This window comes from Rhizobium herbae (genome assembly GCF_017873135.1).
In the GTDB taxonomy this organism is placed as follows: Bacteria; Pseudomonadota; Alphaproteobacteria; order Rhizobiales; family Rhizobiaceae; genus Pararhizobium; species Pararhizobium herbae.
The window spans coordinates 1,068,074-1,086,515 of record NZ_JAGGJV010000001.1 but is presented as its reverse complement, the minus strand read 5'-3'; the positions used below and the strand labels follow the sequence as shown (position 1 = coordinate 1,086,515).

Sequence of the window (18,442 nt, the reverse complement as noted above, 5' to 3'; positions counted from 1 at the left end):
GGTTTTCAGGAGATGCCGCGATGATCCGCGATCAGGGCCTTGTCTCGAAGATCTGGCGTTTTGCCGTCTGGGCGGTTGCCGGGCTGTTCGTCCTCAATCTGATCGGCGTCATCGCCGCCGTGGTGGTCAATTCCTTTGCCACGCGCTGGCTCGGCACTTGGCTGCCGGTTGGGCTGACGACGAAATGGTATTTCAGCGCCTGGAAGGAATTCCAGCTGTCGAGCGTGGTCCTCGTCACCTTCGAGGTGGTGTTCACCGTGGTGATCATCTCCGGTCTGCTCGGCGTCACCACGGCCTATGCGCTGGCGCGGCGGGATTTTCCGGGCAAGCGCATCGTCGTGCTGCTCTTTCTTTTGCCGCTGCTCATCCCGCCGCTGACCTACGGCATTCCGCTGGCGACGGTGCTTTACCAGCTCGGCCTTGGCGGTTCCTTCTGGGGCGTCGTGCTGATCAATCTCGTGCCCTCGCTGCCTTTCGTCGTTCTGGTGATGATCCCGTTCATCGAGCAGATCGATCCGCGCATCGAGGCGGCGGCACGGGTCTTCGGGGCGGGGACGGGCAGCCTGTTCCTGCGCATCCTCCTGCCGCTGCTGCTGCCGGGCATGCTGGCGGCGCTGCTTCTGGTGCTGGTGCGCACCATCGCCATGTTCGAACTGACCTTCCTGATCGCCGGGCCGACCAGCCAGACGCTGGTGGTTTCGCTTTACTATGCCGTCTTTGCCTCCGGTGTTCGCGCCGGTCAGTCGATCGATGCCATGGCGGTGATCTACATGGTGACGACGCTGTTCTGGCTGATTCTTGCGCTACAATTCGTCAACCCGTCGCAGATCGTCGCCCGCGCCAAACAGCAGCCTGCCACATGATGAGACTGTCCAATCAGACGCTGGCGCAACTGCCAGGCGCGATCACCAGACCCGGCTATGACCGGGCTGAGGTAAAAATCGGCATCGTCCATCTCGGCATCGGGGCGTTCCACCGGGCGCATCAGGCCGTGTTTACCGACGACGTTCTGGCGCGGGACCTTTCCTGGGGCATCTGCGGCGTGTCGCTGCGCAGCGCCGAGACCCGCGATGCGCTGACGCCGCAGGGTGGGCTTTATACGCTGAAGGTTCAGGACGGGCAGGGCGCGCATCTGCGCGTCATCGGCAGCGTCGTGGAAACTCTCGTCGCCCCGGAAAATCCGCAAGCCGTACTGGCGCGGATGTCGGATCCTGCCACGCGCATCGTCTCGCTGACGGTCACTGAAAAGGGCTATTGCCATAATCCGGCGACCGGTACGCTGGATGAAAACCATCCGGATATTCTCCACGACCTGCAAAACCCGGCGGCACCGAAAACGGCGGTCGGCTTCATTGTCGAGGCGCTGGCTCGCAGGCAGGCGGCAGGCGTGCCAGCATTCACCCTTCTGTCCTGCGACAATCTTCCGTCGAACGGCCATGTGCTGAAGCGTGTCGTCACCCGTTTCGCCGAAATGCGCGATCCGGGACTTGCGGCCTTCGTTGCTGGCGTTGCTTCGCCATCGACGATGATCGACCGGATCGTTCCGGCGACGACCGATGCCGACCGCACGGCGGTTGCCGCTGCTATCGGCGTGGAAGATGCCTGGCCGGTGGTGACCGAACCCTTCCGGCAATGGGTGGTGGAGGACGATTTTCCGCTCGGGCGTCCCGCGTGGGAAGCGGCCGGTGTCGTGTTCGTCGAGGACGTTTCCGCCTTCGAGACGATGAAGCTCAGGCTTCTCAACGGCAGCCATTCGACGCTCGCCTATCTCGGTTTCCTTGCCGGTGCGCAGACCGTGGCGGAGGCGATGGCCTTGCCGGGCATGGAAGAGCTGATCGAGGGGCTGATGCGCGAGGAGGTTTCGCCGACATTGCCTGCGCTCGCCGGCTTCGATCTTCCGGCCTACCGCCGTGCGCTGATCGAACGCTTCAAGAATCCGGCGCTGCGGCATCGCACCTGGCAGATCGCCATGGACGGATCGCAGAAGCTGCCGCAACGGCTGCTTGCGACCATCCGCGACCGCATCGCGGCAGGGGCCCCCTGTGACCGGCTGGTGCTCGGCGTTACCGCCTGGATGCGATATGCGCGCGGCGTCGACGAGACCGGAAAGCCGATCGATGTGCGCGATCCACTGGCGGCGCGCATCGCGGCTGCGACGCAGCCGCTGGACGATCCGGACAAGATCGTTGCCGCCTTTCTGGGCTTGACGGAGGTGTTCGGCGAGGATCTCCGCGCCGACGCTCACTTCCGGGCCCGGCTTGTCGATACGCTTTTGCGGTTGCTTTCGGATGGCTCCGTTGCCGTGCTGCAAACCTGGAGGGACAGGGACGGCAGCCGATAACTGCCGATGTTAGCGCGGCGTTTTTAGCGGCACGAGCGTTGCGCTCTGTACAATTCCCCTCAGGCACAGTAAGAGGGCGCGCATGTATTGGCTGGCGACGTGCCGGCCGCGGGGACTGCGCGCACCCTCATCGACCGAGGAGCGCACGACATCCGAATTCCGAAAGATAAACATATGGCAGAGTTAGACGGCATCGCTCCGGCGATCGCTCAGGCATTGAGCAAGCGCGGTTATTCAGAGTTGACGCCGGTTCAGAAGGCTGTTCTCGGCCCTGAACTCGAAGGACGGGACGCACTGGTCTCGGCGCAGACCGGATCGGGAAAGACCGTGGCCTTCGGCCTGGCGCTCGCCTCGACGCTGCTGGACGGCAAGGATCGCTTCGGCCAGGCAGGAGCGCCACTGGCGCTCGCCGTTGCGCCGACCCGCGAACTGGCGCTGCAGGTCAAGCGCGAACTGGAATGGCTCTATGAGCTGACCGGCGCGACCGTCGTCTCCTGCGTCGGCGGCATGGACATGCGCACCGAGCGGCGCGCGCTCGATCGCGGCGCCCATATCGTCGTTGGAACGCCGGGCCGTCTCTGCGACCACATTCGCCGCAACGGCCTCGACATGTCGTCGCTTAAGGCCGTCGTTCTCGACGAAGCCGACGAGATGCTCGATCTCGGTTTCCGTGAAGACCTCGAATTCATCCTCGAGGCAGCGCCGGCCGACCGCCGCACGCTGATGTTTTCGGCCACCGTGCCGCGCTCGATTGCCAATCTGGCCAAGAGCTACCAGAAAGATGCCATTCGCATCTCGACCCAGGCCGAGCAGAAGCAGCATCTCGATATCGAATACCGGGCGCTGACCGTTGCCCCGTCCGATCGCGAAAATGCGATTATCAACGTGCTGCGCTTCTATGAAGCCAAGAACGCGCTGGTGTTCTGCTCGACCCGTGCGGCCGTCAATCACCTGACCGCGCGTTTCAACAATCGCGGCTTTTCGGTCGTCGCCATGTCCGGCGAACTCAGCCAGAACGAGCGCACGCATGCCCTGCAGGCGATGCGCGACGGACGCGCCCGCGTCTGCATCGCCACCGACGTCGCGGCACGCGGCATCGATCTGCCGGGCCTCGAACTGGTCATCCATGCCGATCTGCCGACCAATCCCGATACGCTGCTGCACCGCAGCGGCCGCACCGGCCGTGCCGGCCGCAAGGGCGTCAGCGCGCTGATTGTTCCCAACAGCGCCCGCCGTAAGGCCGAACGCCTGTTGCGCGACGCCAACATCAATGCCGACTGGGCCCGGCCGCCATCGGCCGACGACGTCAGCCGTCGCGACGACGAGCGGGTTCTGGCCGATCCGGCGCTGACCGAAACAATCACGCCCGACGAGGCCGATTTCATCCGCGAACTGCTGGAAAAGCACGGGGCTGAACAGGTGGCCGCCGCATTCCTGCGGCAGGCCCGTGCCGGACGTTCGGCTCCGGAAGACCTGATGGATACGCCGAACTACACGCCGTCCGGTGACCGCCCGGACCGTGGCGACCGTCCGGAACGCAGCGAACCGCGGGCGCCGCGTGGCGATTTCGGCGACAGCGTCTGGTTCTCGCTTTCGGCCGGCCGCAAGCAGAATGTCGAGCCGCGCTGGCTGATCCCGATGCTCTGCCGCATCGGCAAGATCACCAAGCAGGAAATCGGCGCCATCAAGATGCAGACCGAGGAAACCTATGTCGAGATCGCCCGCGAATGGGTGGATCGCTTCGTCGAGGCGATCGGACCGAAGCGCTCGCTCGAAAAGGGCATCGTCGTGACGCAGCTCGATGGCATGCCGAACCTCTCCGGCGGCTTTGCGGCTAAGAAGCCCTATCCGGCCAAGACTGCCGACTGGAACGGCGAGAAGCCGAAGCGCAAGTTCGAGGGCAAGCCCGATTTTGCCAAGGCCGACAACCGCCCGGCTGAAAAGACCGACAGCAAGCCCTGGGTGAAGAAGACCGGCAAGCCGGGCTTCGACAAGCCGAAATTCGACAAGCCCAAGTTCGACAAACCGGGCGCCGAGGGCGCCAAGCGCAAGCCTTTCAAGAACAAGTCGAGCTGAGGGGGACGTTCAGTTGTATCGGGGCCTGTAGATGGCCCCGATATTGTACTGCGATTTTACTATCACCCCAGCTGCTGACGGGGTGGAGGTTGTGGGCGAAGCCTTCTATTCTGACTGGAGCGTCGCGACGATCGCTTCTGCTTGTTTCTGTGGCTCCGGAGTTGTCCCTGCGCGGGAAGAGACCCGGTAGGTAAGGCGCTCGGCTGCAATGATTGCACACCCAAAGAATCGAGCGCGAATGCAGAGAGCCGACGCAGGAGTGCTGCCTACTCGGGCGTCTTCTCGCTGCCCCACGCAGGTTCCCGTTTTTCCACGTTAACTTCGATTATGTAACGATGATTCTTAAGTGGTTTCCGGACTTGCCGACGGAAATCCTTTGCAGCGCCATCCCTTGCATTTCTGTCCCAATCTGGGTCTCCCGAAGATTTGATGACGTATGTACGAGCGAGTCTGCCATTCGCATCCGTGCTCAAACCGATCGACGCTGTACCAAGTGTTGTGACGCACCCGGATAAAACGACGACGGCAACGCACAGCGCAGAAGCGATAAATTTTCTCACGATATTTTCCCTGTTTCCCCTAATACGTGCAATTCTCTAGGAGAAGCTTCCAGCGTGAGCAAGACCCGACTGTTTCCGCTCCGAACATTCCTCATCTCCGAACTGCCGTAGTTTCGGAATTGGCGTGGGGCAAGCCACGTGGCGAAAAGCCCCCACCTTGAATGCCCCTTTTTGACCATCCTGCTAACTGCCTAGCCGCTCGATCTGCCCCGCAAGTGCCAAGCCCACCCGCGTACTCGCCCCACACGCCACCGCCATCTGCGGCAGTATCATCCATTCCAGCGTCCATGCGGCGCCCGAGCGTTCCTGTTCATGCACCATCGACTGGTGGATGCCGGAGAGCTGCACGGCGTTGAAGCGGGCAAGCGAGACGAGGGTTTCGGCGGCCACCGGGTTCTGCTTGTGCGCCATGGCCGATGAGCCGCCGCCGCCGGAAAGCTCGATTTCGTTGCCGGCCTGCGCGAGCAGGGCGATGTCCTGGCCGAACTTGCCGAGGCTTGCGGTGATGAGGGACAGGATATGGGCGATGTCGGCGATGACGGCGCGTTGGCTCTGCCATTGCGGGCTGTCGCTGAGGCCGAGGTTTTTGGCGAGCGTCGCCCGCACTGTGGCTGCCTTGTCGCCCAGTTTGTCGAGCGTGCCGGCTGCGCCGCCGAATTGGAGCGGGAACCCGGTTTTGTGCATGTGCTTCAGTCGGTCACGGTAATCGCCGAGCGGCGAGGACCAGGCGGAGAGACGATCGGCGACGGTGATCGGGATCGCGGCCTGCATTCGTGTGTGGCCCATCAGCCGGTTGGAGCCGAACCGGTGGCGGAGATCGTCGAAAAGACCGAGCAAAGTCGACAGCCTGCCGGACAGCACCAGGCCGATATCCTTCAGGCGCAGCATCAGGCTGGTGTCGATCACGTCTTGGCTGGTGGCGCCGAGATGAATGTTTTCGGCGGCTTGTCCGCCGACCGCCTTGCGCAGCTGGCGCACGAGTTCGGGGACGACCACGCCATCGGTTCCGACACCGCGCCGCAGGGCCAGCATATCCGGTCGAAACGTGCTGCAGACAGCAGCGATCTCGACTGCCGCAGCGTCCGGTATGATGCCATGGCTGGCCTCGGCCTTCGCCAACGCCGCCTCGAAACGCAGCATGGCGCGGATATCGGCGTCTGCCGAGAAGAATGCGGAAATGTCCTCGTCGCCGAGAAGGCCGGAGAGATAGGGATGATCGAAGGCGGAAGCGGTCATGGATGTCCTTGGTGCCCGGCCTTAGATGTCGAGGAACACGGTTTCCTTGTCACCCTGCAGGTGGATATCGAACGTATAGACCGATCCCTCGCGCGGCGCGACTAGCGTCGCAACACGATGGCGGTGCTCGATGCGGGCGAGCAACGGGTCCTCGGCGTTCGCCTCCGCCTCGTCGGCGAAGTACATGCGGGTGTGCAGGCCGATATTGATGCCGCGCGCAACGATCCAGAACGTGATGTGCGGCGCCATCCTGCGCCCGTCCTTGTAGGGCGCGCGGCCGGGCTTGATGGTTTCGAATGTGAAGATGCCGTCGTCTGCGCTGGTCGGGCAGCGGCCCCAGCCGGTGAAATTGGGGTCGGCGGTGCCGCGCAGTTCGGATGGGCTGTTGTAGAGGCCGGCAGCGTCCGCCTGCCAGATCTCGACGAGCGCATCCTTCAGCGGCGCACCGGCGCCGTCGATCACCCGGCCGCGCACGGTGATGCGCTCGCCGAGCGTCCTGTCATTTACCATGACGGTGCCGAGATCGGTGTCGTAGACACCCGTGATGCCGGCGAAGTTCGGAGTGCAGCCGATATGGACATAGGGGCCGGCCGTCTGCGACGGCGATTCCTTGAGATAGCCGAGATCCTGGACCATCAGTTGCCCTCCATCCGGTTTTCAAACAGCGTCGAGCGGCGGCCGCGCAGCACGATGTCGAACTTGTAGGCGCGGGCGTCCATGGGGATGGTGTTGGCCCAGTCGAGCGGTGCGATCAGCTGTTCGATGGCGTTTCTGTCCGGGATGGTCGTGACGATCGGACATTTCCAGATCATCGGGTCGCCTTCGAAATACATCTGGGTGATCAGCCGCTGGGCAAAGCCGTGGCCGAAGATCGAAAAGTGGATATGGGCCGGTCGCCAGTCGTTGACGCCGTTTGGCCAGGGATAGGGGCCGGGCTTGACGGTGCGGAACCGGTAGCTGCCGTCCTCGCCGGTAATGGCACGGCCGCAACCGCCGAAATTCGGGTCGAGCGGCGCGAGATAGGTTTCCTTCTTGTGGCGATAACGCCCGCCGGCATTGGCCTGCCAGAACTCCAGCAGCGCGCCGCGCACGGGTTGCCCGCGCTCGTCCAGCACCCGGCCGTGGACGATGATGCGCTCGCCGATGGCGCTTTCGCCGGGCTTGGCAAAATTGTGGATCAGGTCGTTGTCGAGCTCGCCGAGGATGGAGTGGCCGAAGACCGGGCCGGTGATTTCCGAGATGGTGCCGTCGAGAGACAGCAGCGCCTTTTGCGGCGAGCGCAGCACCGAGGTCTTGTAGCCCGGCGTCAGGGCCGGCGCATGCCAGGCGCGGTCGCGCTGGAAGAAGGCGCCGGTCTCTGGTTTCTGGTTGGAAAAATCGGACATGTTCGTTGCCTCAAACCGCCTGTTCGGCGTCCATCTGTTCGAAAACCTGCTTGGCGATCTTGATGGCGCGGTTGGCGGCGGGAACGCCGGCATAGATCGCCACATGCAACAGCGCCTCGCCGATATCGTCGCGGCTGGCGCCGGTGTTGGCGGTGGCGCGCACATGCATCGCCACTTCCTCGTCATGGCCAAGGGCGGCGAGCAGCGCGATCGTCACCATCGAACGCTCGCGCTTCGTCCAGGTCGGTCGCGACCAGACGTTGCCCCAGGCTGTCTCGGTGATCAGCTCCTGAAATGGCCGGTCGAAATCGGTCGTTGCGGATTGCGCCCTGTCGACATGGCGGTCGCCCAGAACGGCACGGCGGGTGATCATGCCCTGACGGTAACGTTCGGATGGCGCGGCGTCATTCATGGGGTTTTTCTCCGGACAGGACGATATCGATGAAGGCGCGCAGCACGGCGGTCAGCGCCTCCGGCTGTTCGACGCAGGGAATATGGCCCGCGTCCTTGATGACTTCGTAGCGGGCGCCGGGGATGAGCTTCGCGGTCGAAAGCACGAGTTCGGGCGGCGTCGAGCCGTCCTGGTCGCCGACGACACAGAGGGTCGGAACAGCAATGCACCTGGCGGCCTCTGTGAAATCGGCATCGCGGATCGCCGCGCAGGTTCCGGCGTAACCGGTCACGGGCTGGCGCGTGAGCATGTTGCGGTAGCCGTGATAGGCGTTGTTTTCCGGGCGGCGGAAGGCGGGGGTGAACCATTTTTCGAGCACCCCGTCGGCGATGCTGCCAATACCGTTCTGCTCGACGGTGGCGATGCGCGCGTTCCACGATTCCGCAGTGCCGATCTTGTGGGCGGTGTCGCAGAGGATGAGCGCGCGCACGAGGTCCGGCCGGGTGGCATAGAGGCCTTGGGCGATCAGGCCGCCGACGGAGAGGCCGCAGATGATCGCCTGCTTGACCGCTAGCAGATCGAGCAGGCCGGCGAGATCGGCGACATGCAGGTCCATCGAATAGGGGATATCGCCGACATCGGAGAGGCCGTGGCCGCGCTTGTCGTAGAGGACGATGGCGAAGTCGCCGGCAAACCGGACGATCACGTCGCGCCAGATGCGGAAATCCGTGCCGAGCGAATTGGCGAAGACCAGCACGGGCTTGTCGTTGGACGCGCCGATCACCTGATAGTGGAGCGTGATGTCGTTGATGCGGGCAAACTGCACTGAAATTCTCCTCAATGGCCAGATTGAAGCTTTAATCCGGTTCGGTAAAATGACATTTTATTGCGTATCATTAACCTATGGGTTATGAATTCTGATGATCGACGCCCGAGTGAAATTCCGTCATTTGCAGACCTTTGTCGAGGTCGCCCGGCAGAAGAGCGTGATGAAGGCAGCTGATCTTCTGCATGTCAGCCAGCCGGCCGTGACCAAGACCATCCGCGAACTGGAGGAGGTTCTGGGTGTGTCCGTCTTCGAGCGCGACGGCCGGGGCATCAAGATCACCCGCTATGGCGAGGTTTTCCTGCGGCATGCGGGGGCCGTGCTGACAGCGCTCAGGCAAGGGCTGGACTCGGTCTCGCAGGAGCGCTCCGGCGATGGCCCGCCGGTGCGGATCGGCGCGCTTCCGACCGTTTCGACGCGGATCATGCCGCGGGCGATGGCGAATTTCCTCAAGGAGGAAACCGGCAGCCGCATCAAGATCGTCACCGGCGAGAACGCCGTGCTGCTCGAACAGTTGCGGGTCGGCGACCTCGACCTCGTCGTCGGGCGGCTTGCGGCACCCGAACAGATGACCGGGTTTTCCTTCGAACATCTCTATTCCGAGCAGGTCGTCTTCGTCGTGCGCACAGGGCACCCGCTGCTTTCAGCCAAACAATCAGTGTTCGACACTCTCGGCGTCTATCCCGTGCTGATGCCGACACGCGCCTCGATCATCCGGCCCTTCGTCGAGCGCTATCTGATCGCCAACGGCATCGCCAGCCTGCCCAACCAGATCGAGACCGTGTCGGATTCCTTCGGGCGCGCGTTTGTGCGGGCGAGCGATGCCATCTGGATCATCTCGACCGGGGTGGTTGCCGGCGATATCGAGGACGGGACGCTGGCGGCGTTGCCGATCGATACCAGCGAGACCAGGGGACCGGTGGGCCTAACGATACGGGCCAATGCCATCCCCTCAATGCCGCTTGCCATCCTGATGCAGACGATTCGCGAGGCCGCGGCCGAGATCTCCGCCGCTGTAGCCAACAGCGCGGAACGGCGATAGCAGGGCGGCGGTTTTCCTGTACGAAACCAATACCTGCTGATAACCTGCATTCAACTCCAAGTTTTGGATTTCATTGGTCTATTCGGGGTCAGAGGCAAAGCATGTCGGAAACAACGGTTGCGCCTGCCGCAAAAGGCCAGCCCGCCGTCTGGACCAGGCCGCTGCGGTCGCTGCTGGGTCTGGCAATGGCGGCCTTGCTGATTGTCGTTTCGGGCACGCTGGTCGGCTTCGGCTATGTGCGGGCCCGCGACGCGGCGCTGGTCAATGCCGAGGCCGACATGCGTGCCTTTTCCGATCGCCTGATCGACCGCCTGGGCATTCTTTCCGGGCGCACGACGGCGCTGGTGGGGTTCACCGCTTCGATCGCCAATTCCTTTCTCGTGCCGCCGCCGGAGCGGATGAGCGACAAGATCAAGCTGCTCCGCGAGATCATCGCCCAGTCCTCCAATCTGGACGGCATCTATGCCGGCTATCCGGACGGAGCCTTCATTCAGGCTGTCGATCTCAGGGCGCAGGCGTGGCGCACCGCTCTCGATGCGCCGGAAGGGGCGACGATTGCGGTTCGTTCGATGCAGGGGGAGCAGTCGGGCGAGCGCAGCAACCGGCTGATCTTCCTCGACAAGGACGGCAATCAGCTGCTGGAGCGCCGGCTCCTCTCCACAGGCTTCGACCCCCGGAAGCGGCCCTGGTATCAGGCTGCGGTCAACGGCTCGATGCCGGCGGCCATCGGCCCCTATACGATGGTGACAACCGGTGCGCTCGGCATGAGCATTTCACAGGCGCATCGCGGCAATGGCAGCATCGTCATCGGCGCCGATATCGATCTCGGCACGATCACCGATTTCATGGCGCGCGAACGCCTGACCGCCGAAACCGTCGCCTTCGTGATGGATGCGGCCGGAAAGCCGATCATGCACTCCGATCGCGGGTTGATGGCCCGCATGTCGGCGCTGAAGGAAAAGGGGGAACTCGATGTTTCAAGGCCGGTCGATCCGCTGCTTTCCGGCATCAAGGCCAACCTGCCAACCGGCAACGGGGTGAGTTTCGCCGATATCAACGGCCGCACCTACATCGTCATGGCGACCTCGGTGACGTCGGTTCTGCTGCTGTCAGGACATCGCACGGTGGTGGCTGCCCCTCTGGACGAACTGACGGCCGCTGCCAATCGCAACCTGTATCAGGGGCTCGCCATTGCCGGAGCCATCGTGCTTTTGGGGCTGCTTGCCGCATTGTTCATGGCCCGGCTGATCACCCAGTCGCTCGGCCAGCTGACCGCCAGCGCCAACCGGCTGCAGGATCTCGATTTCACCGCGCCGCGCGAAGTCGCCTCGCATGTGACCGAGATCTCGACGCTCGGCCGGGCAATGAGCCGGGCGCGCGATGCGATCTTCACCTTTGCGCTCTATGTGCCGAAGGAGCTGGTGCGCAAGGGTATCGAATCCGGCCAGTTCGCAGGACGCGGCGCGCGGCGGCAGGAGGTGACGGCATGGTTCACCGACATTTACGACTTCACGACGCTGAGCGAGCAGCGGACGCCGGAGGAAGTCGTCGCGCTGCTGTCTGATTATTTCGACATCTTCAACGAGACCGTCAGCGCCCATGGCGGCGAGATTATCCAGTTTCTCGGGGACTCCGTCTTTGCCATGTGGAACGCGCCGGTAGCGAATGAGCGCCATGCGGAAAACGCCTGCCGTTGCGCTCTGGCGGTCGAAAGGAAGCTTGCGGTGTTCAACGCCAATCTGAAAGCGCGGGGCCTGCCGGAATTGCGCACCCGGTTCGGCATCCATACCGGCACGGCGGTGGTCGGCAGCGTCGGGGCGAAAGAGCGGCTGCAATATACCGCGATGGGCGACACGGTAAACGTCGCCTCACGGCTGGAAGGCATGAACAAGGTTTATGGCACGGCTATCCTGGCGAGCAGCGCCGTGGTGGAACAATGTGGTGATACGATTGCCTTTCGTCCGCTCGGGGAGGCGCAGGTCAAAGGCCGGGCGACCGCGCTGGAGCTTTACGAGGTTCTGGGCGAGAAGACGCAACCGGACTGTCCGGAAGGGCAGGTTGCTGTAGAGCGAGGCTAGCGCTCAATCATCGGAATATCGCTGTTCGCGCCAGGGATCGCCGAGCATGTGATAGCCGTTCTTCTCCCAGAAACCGGCCTGGTCACCGACGAGGAATTCGATGCGGCGCAGCCATTTGGCGCTTTTCCAGAAATAGAGATGCGGAATGACGAGGCGCATCGGGCCGCCGTGATCGCGGGTCAGCGGCGCGCCCTCCCAGGCCGTTGCGAGGATACCGTCCTCTGAGGCGAAGTCCTGAAGCGGCAGGTTGGTGGTGTAGCCGTCATAGCTGGTCAGCATGACGAAACTGGCTTCCGGTCTCGGCATGACCAGATCGAGCAGGTCATGGGTCAAAACGCCCTGCCAGTGGTTGTCGTAGCGCGACCATGTCGTCACGCAGTGAATATCCGAGAGTTTGTTGCTCTGTGGCAGCTGGTGGAACGTGTTCCAGTCGAGTTTTACGGGATTTTCGACGGCGCCGACGATCTGGAGCGTCCATTCGGCTTGAGAGATATACGGATGCTGTCCGAGATCGAGCACCGGCCAGTTCTTGACCAGATGCTGGCCAGGCGGCAGGCGGTCGGTTTCGGCGCGGGCAATTTTGCCGGTCAGGAACTTGCCTTCCTCCGCCCAGCGGCGCTTGGAAAGGGTGAGTTTCGTTTCCGGGGTCTCGTCGGTCATGATGGGAACTCGCTGCTTGTGACACACTCGCGGGCGGGATGGTGCAGTGGAACTACAGTTTCAAATCATAGGCATGTCAAGCGCGGCGAGCGGGGCAATAGGTTTGCCCCGCTCGTTTATCTCAGAACGGGTAGTGCTGGGCCGAGTCCTCGATGGTGATCCAGCGCAGGTCGGTGAATTCGGCGATCGCCGCCTTTCCGCCGAAGCGGCCGTAGCCGCTGCCCTTGACGCCGCCAAAGGGCATCTGGGCCTCGTCGTTCAGCGTCGGGCCATTGATATGGCAGATGCCGGATTCGATGCGGGCGGCAACCGCCATGGCACGCTGGACGTCGCGGCTGAACACCGCCGAGGAGAGGCCGTATTCGGTGTCGTTGGCGACGCGGATTGCCTCTTCCTCGTCGGCGACGCGGATGATCGGCTTGACCGGGCCGAAGGATTCTTCCGAATAGACCCGCATGTCTGATGTCACGTGATCGAGCAGTGTCGCTTCGACAACCGTGCCGGTGCGCTTGCCGCCGGCGACAAGCTTTGCGCCCTTGGCGGTTGCGTCGGTGATCAGGCCTTCCATCTTTTTCGCCGCTTCGAGGCTGATCAGCGAACCGAGTACGACGTGGCCACGGGGGTCACCGGCCGGAAGCTGGGCGGCACGGGCGGCCAATTTGGCGACGAACTGATCGGCGATCGCCTGATGAACGATGATCCGTTCCGTCGACATGCAGATCTGGCCCTGATGCATGAAGGCGCCAAAGATCGCGGCATTCACTGCGCCGTCGATATCGGCGTCGTCGAGGACGACCAGCGGCGCCTTGCCGCCGAGTTCGAGAAGCGCCGGCGTCAGGTGCTCGCCGCAGAGTTTGGCGATGATCTTGCCGACCTTGGTCGAGCCGGTGAAGTTGACGCGGCGGATGGCGGGATGGGCGATCAGTCCTGCAACGATTTCGGCTGCGTCTTCCGGCGCGTTGGTGATGACGTTGATGACGCCGGCGGGAAGGCCGGCTTCCGTCAGCGCCGTGGCGATCAGCCGGTGGGTGCCGGGGCACTGTTCGGAGGCTTTCAGTATGACGGTGTTGCCGCAGGCGATCGGCATGGCGACAGCGCGGGTGGCAAGGATGACCGGGGCGTTCCAGGGGGCGATGGCAAGGCAGACGCCGGCCGCCTGTCGCACGCCCATGGCCAACGTTCCGGGCTTGTCGGAGGGGATGATCTCACCGGAAATCTGCGTCGTCATCGACGCCGCCTCGCGCAGAATATTGGCGGCAAGCATGACGTTGAAGCCCGCCCAAGGGGCGGTGGCGCCGGTTTCCTCGATCATCAGCTGCGTGAACTCGCCGACCTTGCTGTCCATGATATCGGCCGCCTTCATCAGGATCGAGCGGCGCTGGCCGGGGCCGGTCTTCGACCAGGCTGGGAAGGCGGCGGACGCGGCATCGATCGCGGCTGCGACATCGTCGAGACCGGCGGCCGACGCGCGGCTCGCCAGTTTTTCCGTGAAGGGGTCGAACCGGTCATAGGTCCGGCCGCTTGCAGCCGCGCGGTCCGTGCCATTGATGAGGAGGGAAATGTTCATGGATATCTCCTGAGAAAAGGACATTAGAAGCCGAGGACTTCGGCGTTGATCGAGGCTTCGAGGCCGCCGTCGGTTGCCAGATTGGTACCGTTGATCCAGCGGGCGCCGTCGGAGCAAAGGAAGAGCACGGCCGGCGCGATATCGGCGGATGTGCCGGCGCGGCCGACGCGGGTGATGTCGCTATCGACCCGCGCATCGCCGAGCACGGCGCGGAACTGTTTGAGGATCGGCGTCTCGACCGGGCCGGGGCTGACGGCGTTGACACGAATGCCGCGATCCCTGAACAGCGGTTGATGGGCGGCACGCATGGTCCAAAGCAGCAGCAGTTCCTTGGACAGCGGATAACCTTGCTCGTCTTTCAGGCCATGCTCTGAAACGATGCTGGTCACGTCCGGAAAACCTTCGATGCCCACGAGCGTCTTTGCCCGTTCGAGATTTGCTCGCCAGCCGTAGCCGGCGATCGAGGCGACATTGACGATGGCGCCGCCTTCGCGGATGCGCGGGGCGACGGCTTCCGACAGGGCACGCAGGCCGTAGAAATTGACCGATAGGGTCGAGATGATGCCGGTGTTTCCAGAGAGGCCGGCGACATTGGCGAGCGCATCGAGACGGCTGGGCAATTGGGCGACGATGGCGGCGACGCCAGCAGCCGTCGAGAGGTCGCCCTTGATGAAGGCGGCAGTGCTGCCCGCAGGCTCGCGGACATCGACGCCAATGACGTCGGCGCCCATCTGCCCCGCCAGTTCGGCCGTGCGCGCGCCGATGCCGGAGGCAACGCCGGTGACCAGGATGGTTTTTCCAAAGAGCATGTCTTCACCTTTCGCAAGAGAGTCCGGTTTTCCGGATAGATTATTGGTTCCATTGAATTTTCGTGGGGCCGGGCAATTTCAGGCGGTAGCCGACCGGCAGCAGTCGCACATCGAAGCGGCGCTCGATTTCACCCCAGAGTCCGTGCGGCAGGAACAGCGAAAACAGAACCGCCGTCGCGCCGAGGCCGATCAGGTACCAGACGCCCATCGCACCGAAGAAGGTTTCGATGACGAAGAACAGCACGGCGCCGAGGATCGCGCCCTCGAACTTGCCGATGCCGCCGACCAGCACCATGAAGATCATGTAGGCGGTCCACTGGACGCTGAAATAGGTTTTCGGCTGAAAGGTCGTTGATGTCGCCAGCCACAGCGCGCCGGCGACCGCGATGCCGAAAGCGGCAAGAACGAAGAGCAACCGCTTGGTGGCGATGACGCGCACGCCGAGCGAGGTTGCCGCATCCTCGTTGTCGCGGATCGCCTGGATGGCGGCGCCGGCACGGCTGCGCAGGAGAGCGAAGAGGATACCGAGAAGGGCTGCCATCGAGGCCAGCGCCAGCCAGTAGATCACGACACGGCGGGTGCCGCTTTCATAGACGTTGAGCGAGATCAGCGAGGTGCCGGTCTCGCCCTGGATCAGCCGGTCGAGATTGACGAGCATGTGGGTGAGCGCCGAGATCACCCACATGCCGATGGCAAACTCACCGCCCTTCAGCCGCAGCATGAAGAAGGATAAAGGCAGCGAGATCGCTCCAGTGATGAGGGCTGCCGCAAACAGCGACAGGAACGGATTGAGCCCGGCATCGGCAAGCCGGATGGTGAAATAGGCGCCAAGACCGAAGAACACCTGCTGGCCAACGGAGACGAGGCCGCCGAAACCGGCGAGCGCATTCCACATGGCAGCGAGGATAACGTAGATGAACAATGCCGTCAGCCGGTCGATGGCGCCAGCGCCAAGGGTGAGCGGTGCGATGGCGAAGAGCGCGAGGGCGACTGCGACGCTGCCCAATGCCAGCTGCGAGGAGCGCGTCCAGCGTTCGATGATGATGCCGTTGGGTATCGCGGTCATGGGGTACTCCGGATGGCGGCGCGGATTTTTGCGAAGCCGGTTTTGGTGAACCCGATCCTGCCGATGATGGGTGTTCCGACGAGAAACAGCCGGGCAAACAGCACGGCCAGGAAGACGACATGGCCGCCGATGAGGAAGCCCTGCGGATGCACCTTGGCTCCGAGCGACTGGGCAAGACCCAGTACGATGCCGCCGATCAGCGTGCCCCAGAGCGAGCCGGCACCACCGATCACGGCTGCCTCGAAGGCAAAGAGAAGTTGCGGTCCGCCGGAATAGGGGTCGAAGGTGGCGCGCATGGCAAGAAATGCGCCGGCGATACCGACGGTGACCATGGCGATGGCGGCGGCCAGCGCATTGGCCTTGCGGGCGTCGATGCCGACGAGGCCGGCGGTATCCGGATCCTCCGCGGTAGCCCGGATGGCGCGGCCGAGCGCGAACCGGCTGAGGAAGAGTTGCAATCCGCCGAGAAGCGCGATGGCTGTCGCCATCGTCATCACCGCCAGCTTGCCGACATAGATGCCGCCCGGCAGTTCCCAGCTGTCATAGGAGAGGCTGCCGATGAAGGGGGCAAGCGAGCGGGTGTCGGCGCCGAACTGCTCGAACATCAGGTTGTCGATGACGATCGCCAGCCCGAAGGTGGTGAGGATCGGCAGCAGTGCGCCGCCGCGGGCGCTGCGCTCCAAGAGGTAGCGTTGCAGCAGCCAGCCGATCGCGGCCATGGCAGGCAGCACGATCAGCAGCCCGGCAAAGGGCGAAATGCCGAATCTGGAAGCCAGCAGCCAGAGGCCGTAGGCAGCGGCGACCGCCAGACTGCCATGGGCGAGATTGATGATCCGCATGACGGAGAACATGAAGGAGAGGCCGCAGGCGATGACGGCATAATAGCCGCCGAGCAGGATGCCTTGGATGAGCGTGTCGATCACGATGCCGCCCTCCCGGTGTTGGCCCGGTGCAGGCCGAAATAGGCCTTTGTCACCTGGTCGCGTGTGATATTTTTCACCGGACTGTCGAGTACGACGCGGCCTTCCAGCATGCAGATGACGCGGCTGGCGACGCCCATGGCGCGGCCGAGATCCTGTTCGACCAGGATGATCGTGGTGCCTGATGTCAAAAGCGACTGTAGTTGCGCGTAGACGCGGTCGACCACCAGCGGCGAAAGACCGAGCGAGACTTCATCGAGCAGCAGGATATCCGGATTGCTCATCAGCGCGCGACCGATCGCCGTTGCCTGCTGTTCGCCGCCCGAGAGGTGTCCGGTCTTGGCATGGCGGCGGGGGACGAGATTGGGGAAGGCGGAAAAGACGCGGTCGATGGTCCAGTCGCCCGGTCTCCCTGATGTTTTACCCAGCAGCAGGTTTTCCTCGACGGTCATTTGCGAGAAGAGGCGGCGGCCTTCCGGCACCAGCGCGATGCCCATGGCGATGCGCCGGTGCGAGGGGACGAGCGTAAGCTCCTGATCATTGAGAAGAATGCGGCCGGCGGCGGGAAGGTGAGCGCCGGCAAGCGAACGCAGCAGGGTGGTCTTGCCGGCGCCGTTGGCACCGACCAGCGCCAGCACGTCGCCCTTGGCAAGGTCGAAGCTGACATCGCGTACCGCCTGCAGAAGGCCGTGGCGGACATCGAGATTCTGAACGGAGAGAATGGTCATGCGGGCGTTCCTCCGAGATAGGCCTTGACGACGCCGGCATCGCCCATGACTGCGCGCGGCTCGCCATCGGCGATGATCCGGCCGGCATCCATGCAGATCAGCCGTTCCGCTACCTGCAACAGGATATGGACGATATGCTCGATCCAGACGATGCCGATGCCGCGGCGGCGCAGTTCGAGAATGGTGGTGACCAGTTCGCTCGCCTCTCCATCTGTCAGCCCGCCGCCGATCTCATCGAGCAGCATCAGCTTCGGTTTGGTCGCCAGCGCCCGGGCGAGCTCAAGCCGCTTGCGGTCGAGAAGGCCGAGCGTATCGGCCTGCCGGTTGGCGACGCCGAGCATGCCGCAGAGCGTCAGGCTGTCGATGACGCGCTCATAGGCTTCGTCGCGACTGATGGCATCGCCATGGGACGCGGCGACGAAGACGTTTTCGAAGGTGGTCATGCCGCTGAAGGGTTTTGGTACCTGATGGGTACGCACCAAGCCAGAGCGGCAGCGCTCTGCGGCTGACAGCGCGGTGACGTTGCGCCCGTCGAAGGTGATGGTGCCGGCGTTCGGCGGAAAAGCGCCGGCGAGAACGCTGAGCAGCGTCGTCTTGCCAGCACCATTCGGTCCGACGATGCCGATCGCGTCGCTTTGGCCCATGGCAAAATCGACATTGTCGAGAACCACAAGCGCTCCGAAGCGCTTGTGGATCCCTTCCGCCGAGAGAAAGGGTTCTCCCGGCTTCTTCTTTTCGGTGATGCTCAACACTGTGC

At 63.5% G+C, this 18,442-nt stretch carries 17 protein-coding genes; 5 read left to right on the top strand and 12 right to left on the bottom strand.

What is annotated here, in order from left to right:
* Positions 1-20: 20 nt before the first annotated feature.
* The 3 genes from J2Z75_RS05260 (at position 21) to J2Z75_RS05250 (ending at position 4,417) form a co-directional block, all read left to right on the top strand.
* A complete protein-coding gene (locus tag J2Z75_RS05260; RefSeq protein WP_209848610.1) occupies positions 21-863 on the top strand; it encodes an ABC transporter permease in 843 nt (280 codons plus the stop codon).
* Positions 863-2,341 carry a mannitol dehydrogenase family protein gene (locus J2Z75_RS05255; protein ID WP_209848862.1) on the top strand — a complete coding sequence of 493 codons (1,479 nt, stop codon included), beginning with the start codon at positions 863-865 and terminating at the stop codon, positions 2,339-2,341. The genes J2Z75_RS05260 and J2Z75_RS05255 overlap by 1 nt, the downstream gene beginning before the upstream one ends.
* A 174-nt stretch (positions 2,342-2,515) precedes the next feature.
* The gene (locus J2Z75_RS05250; protein ID WP_209848607.1) at positions 2,516-4,417 is read left to right on the top strand and encodes a DEAD/DEAH box helicase; all 1,902 of its coding nucleotides are present in this window, start codon (positions 2,516-2,518) and stop codon (positions 4,415-4,417) included.
* Between the two features lie 743 nt (positions 4,418-5,160).
* Here the strand turns inward: J2Z75_RS05250 and J2Z75_RS05245 are convergent.
* Genes J2Z75_RS05245 through pcaD form a run of 5 tightly spaced genes read right to left on the bottom strand, consistent with a single transcriptional unit; the run spans position 5,161 to position 8,815 of the window.
* Complete coding sequence (locus J2Z75_RS05245) at positions 5,161-6,213, bottom strand: 3-carboxy-cis,cis-muconate cycloisomerase (RefSeq protein WP_209848604.1); 1,053 nt, start codon at positions 6,211-6,213, stop codon at positions 5,161-5,163.
* A gap of 21 nt (positions 6,214-6,234) precedes the next feature.
* Positions 6,235-6,849, bottom strand: a complete 615-nt coding sequence (pcaG, locus tag J2Z75_RS05240; protein ID WP_209848601.1) for a protocatechuate 3,4-dioxygenase subunit alpha — start codon at positions 6,847-6,849, stop codon at positions 6,235-6,237.
* Positions 6,849-7,598, bottom strand: coding sequence for a protocatechuate 3,4-dioxygenase subunit beta (gene pcaH, locus J2Z75_RS05235; protein ID WP_209848598.1), 750 nt, complete (start codon positions 7,596-7,598; stop codon positions 6,849-6,851). The genes pcaG and pcaH overlap by 1 nt, the downstream gene beginning before the upstream one ends.
* A gap of 10 nt (positions 7,599-7,608) precedes the next feature.
* Complete coding sequence (pcaC, locus tag J2Z75_RS05230; RefSeq protein ID WP_209848595.1) at positions 7,609-8,010, bottom strand: 4-carboxymuconolactone decarboxylase; 402 nt, start codon at positions 8,008-8,010, stop codon at positions 7,609-7,611.
* A complete protein-coding gene (pcaD, locus tag J2Z75_RS05225; RefSeq protein WP_209848592.1) occupies positions 8,003-8,815 on the bottom strand; it encodes a 3-oxoadipate enol-lactonase in 813 nt (270 codons plus the stop codon). Before pcaD ends, pcaC begins: the two co-directional genes overlap by 8 nt.
* A 94-nt stretch (positions 8,816-8,909) precedes the next feature.
* On the opposite strand from pcaD, the gene pcaQ reads away from it, so the two are divergent.
* The gene (gene pcaQ, locus J2Z75_RS05220) at positions 8,910-9,857 is read left to right on the top strand and encodes a pca operon transcription factor PcaQ (RefSeq protein WP_209848590.1); all 948 of its coding nucleotides are present in this window, start codon (positions 8,910-8,912) and stop codon (positions 9,855-9,857) included.
* A gap of 101 nt (positions 9,858-9,958) precedes the next feature.
* The gene (locus J2Z75_RS05215) at positions 9,959-11,935 is read left to right on the top strand and encodes an adenylate/guanylate cyclase domain-containing protein (RefSeq protein WP_209848586.1); all 1,977 of its coding nucleotides are present in this window, start codon (positions 9,959-9,961) and stop codon (positions 11,933-11,935) included.
* A 3-nt stretch (positions 11,936-11,938) separates the two neighbouring features.
* Here J2Z75_RS05215 and J2Z75_RS05210 read toward each other — a convergent pair whose 3' ends face one another.
* From J2Z75_RS05210 to J2Z75_RS05180, 7 genes are all read right to left on the bottom strand, one after another.
* A complete protein-coding gene (locus J2Z75_RS05210) occupies positions 11,939-12,598 on the bottom strand; it encodes a sulfite oxidase-like oxidoreductase (RefSeq protein WP_209848860.1) in 660 nt (219 codons plus the stop codon).
* 118 nt (positions 12,599-12,716) lie between these two features.
* A complete protein-coding gene (locus tag J2Z75_RS05205; protein ID WP_209848583.1) occupies positions 12,717-14,162 on the bottom strand; it encodes an aldehyde dehydrogenase in 1,446 nt (481 codons plus the stop codon).
* 23 nt (positions 14,163-14,185) lie between these two features.
* Positions 14,186-14,971 (bottom strand): coniferyl-alcohol dehydrogenase, encoded by a 786-nt coding sequence (locus J2Z75_RS05200; RefSeq protein ID WP_209848580.1) that lies wholly within the window; start codon positions 14,969-14,971, stop codon positions 14,186-14,188.
* A 40-nt stretch (positions 14,972-15,011) separates the two neighbouring features.
* On the bottom strand, positions 15,012-16,037 hold the full coding sequence (locus tag J2Z75_RS05195; RefSeq protein ID WP_209848577.1) for a branched-chain amino acid ABC transporter permease: 1,026 nt from the start codon (positions 16,035-16,037) through the stop codon (positions 15,012-15,014).
* Positions 16,034-16,960 (bottom strand): branched-chain amino acid ABC transporter permease, encoded by a 927-nt coding sequence (locus tag J2Z75_RS05190; RefSeq protein WP_209848574.1) that lies wholly within the window; start codon positions 16,958-16,960, stop codon positions 16,034-16,036. The genes J2Z75_RS05195 and J2Z75_RS05190 overlap by 4 nt, the downstream gene beginning before the upstream one ends.
* On the bottom strand, positions 16,957-17,685 hold the full coding sequence (locus J2Z75_RS05185) for an ABC transporter ATP-binding protein (RefSeq protein ID WP_209848571.1): 729 nt from the start codon (positions 17,683-17,685) through the stop codon (positions 16,957-16,959). The genes J2Z75_RS05190 and J2Z75_RS05185 overlap by 4 nt, the downstream gene beginning before the upstream one ends.
* Positions 17,682-18,434: an ABC transporter ATP-binding protein gene (locus J2Z75_RS05180; RefSeq protein ID WP_268842041.1), complete on the bottom strand. Its 753-nt coding sequence runs from the start codon at positions 18,432-18,434 to the stop codon at positions 17,682-17,684. The genes J2Z75_RS05185 and J2Z75_RS05180 overlap by 4 nt, the downstream gene beginning before the upstream one ends.
* Positions 18,435-18,442: the final 8 nt, after the last annotated feature.

Coding starts and splice junctions, on each gene's coding strand:
- J2Z75_RS05260 (WP_209848610.1), top strand. CDS start 21: ATGATCCGCGATCAGGGCCTTGTCTCGAAGATCTGGCGTTTTGCCGTC.
- J2Z75_RS05200 (WP_209848580.1), bottom strand. CDS start 14,971: ATGCTCTTTGGAAAAACCATCCTGGTCACCGGCGTTGCCTCCGGCATC.
- pcaG (WP_209848601.1), bottom strand. CDS start 6,849: ATGGTCCAGGATCTCGGCTATCTCAAGGAATCGCCGTCGCAGACGGCC.
- pcaQ (WP_209848590.1), top strand. CDS start 8,910: ATGATCGACGCCCGAGTGAAATTCCGTCATTTGCAGACCTTTGTCGAG.
- J2Z75_RS05250 (WP_209848607.1), top strand. CDS start 2,516: ATGGCAGAGTTAGACGGCATCGCTCCGGCGATCGCTCAGGCATTGAGC.
- J2Z75_RS05245 (WP_209848604.1), bottom strand. CDS start 6,213: ATGACCGCTTCCGCCTTCGATCATCCCTATCTCTCCGGCCTTCTCGGC.
- pcaH (WP_209848598.1), bottom strand. CDS start 7,598: ATGTCCGATTTTTCCAACCAGAAACCAGAGACCGGCGCCTTCTTCCAG.
- J2Z75_RS05255 (WP_209848862.1), top strand. CDS start 863: ATGAGACTGTCCAATCAGACGCTGGCGCAACTGCCAGGCGCGATCACC.
- J2Z75_RS05195 (WP_209848577.1), bottom strand. CDS start 16,037: ATGACCGCGATACCCAACGGCATCATCATCGAACGCTGGACGCGCTCC.
- pcaC (WP_209848595.1), bottom strand. CDS start 8,010: ATGAATGACGCCGCGCCATCCGAACGTTACCGTCAGGGCATGATCACC.
- J2Z75_RS05185 (WP_209848571.1), bottom strand. CDS start 17,685: ATGACCATTCTCTCCGTTCAGAATCTCGATGTCCGCCACGGCCTTCTG.
- J2Z75_RS05215 (WP_209848586.1), top strand. CDS start 9,959: ATGTCGGAAACAACGGTTGCGCCTGCCGCAAAAGGCCAGCCCGCCGTC.
- J2Z75_RS05205 (WP_209848583.1), bottom strand. CDS start 14,162: ATGAACATTTCCCTCCTCATCAATGGCACGGACCGCGCGGCTGCAAGC.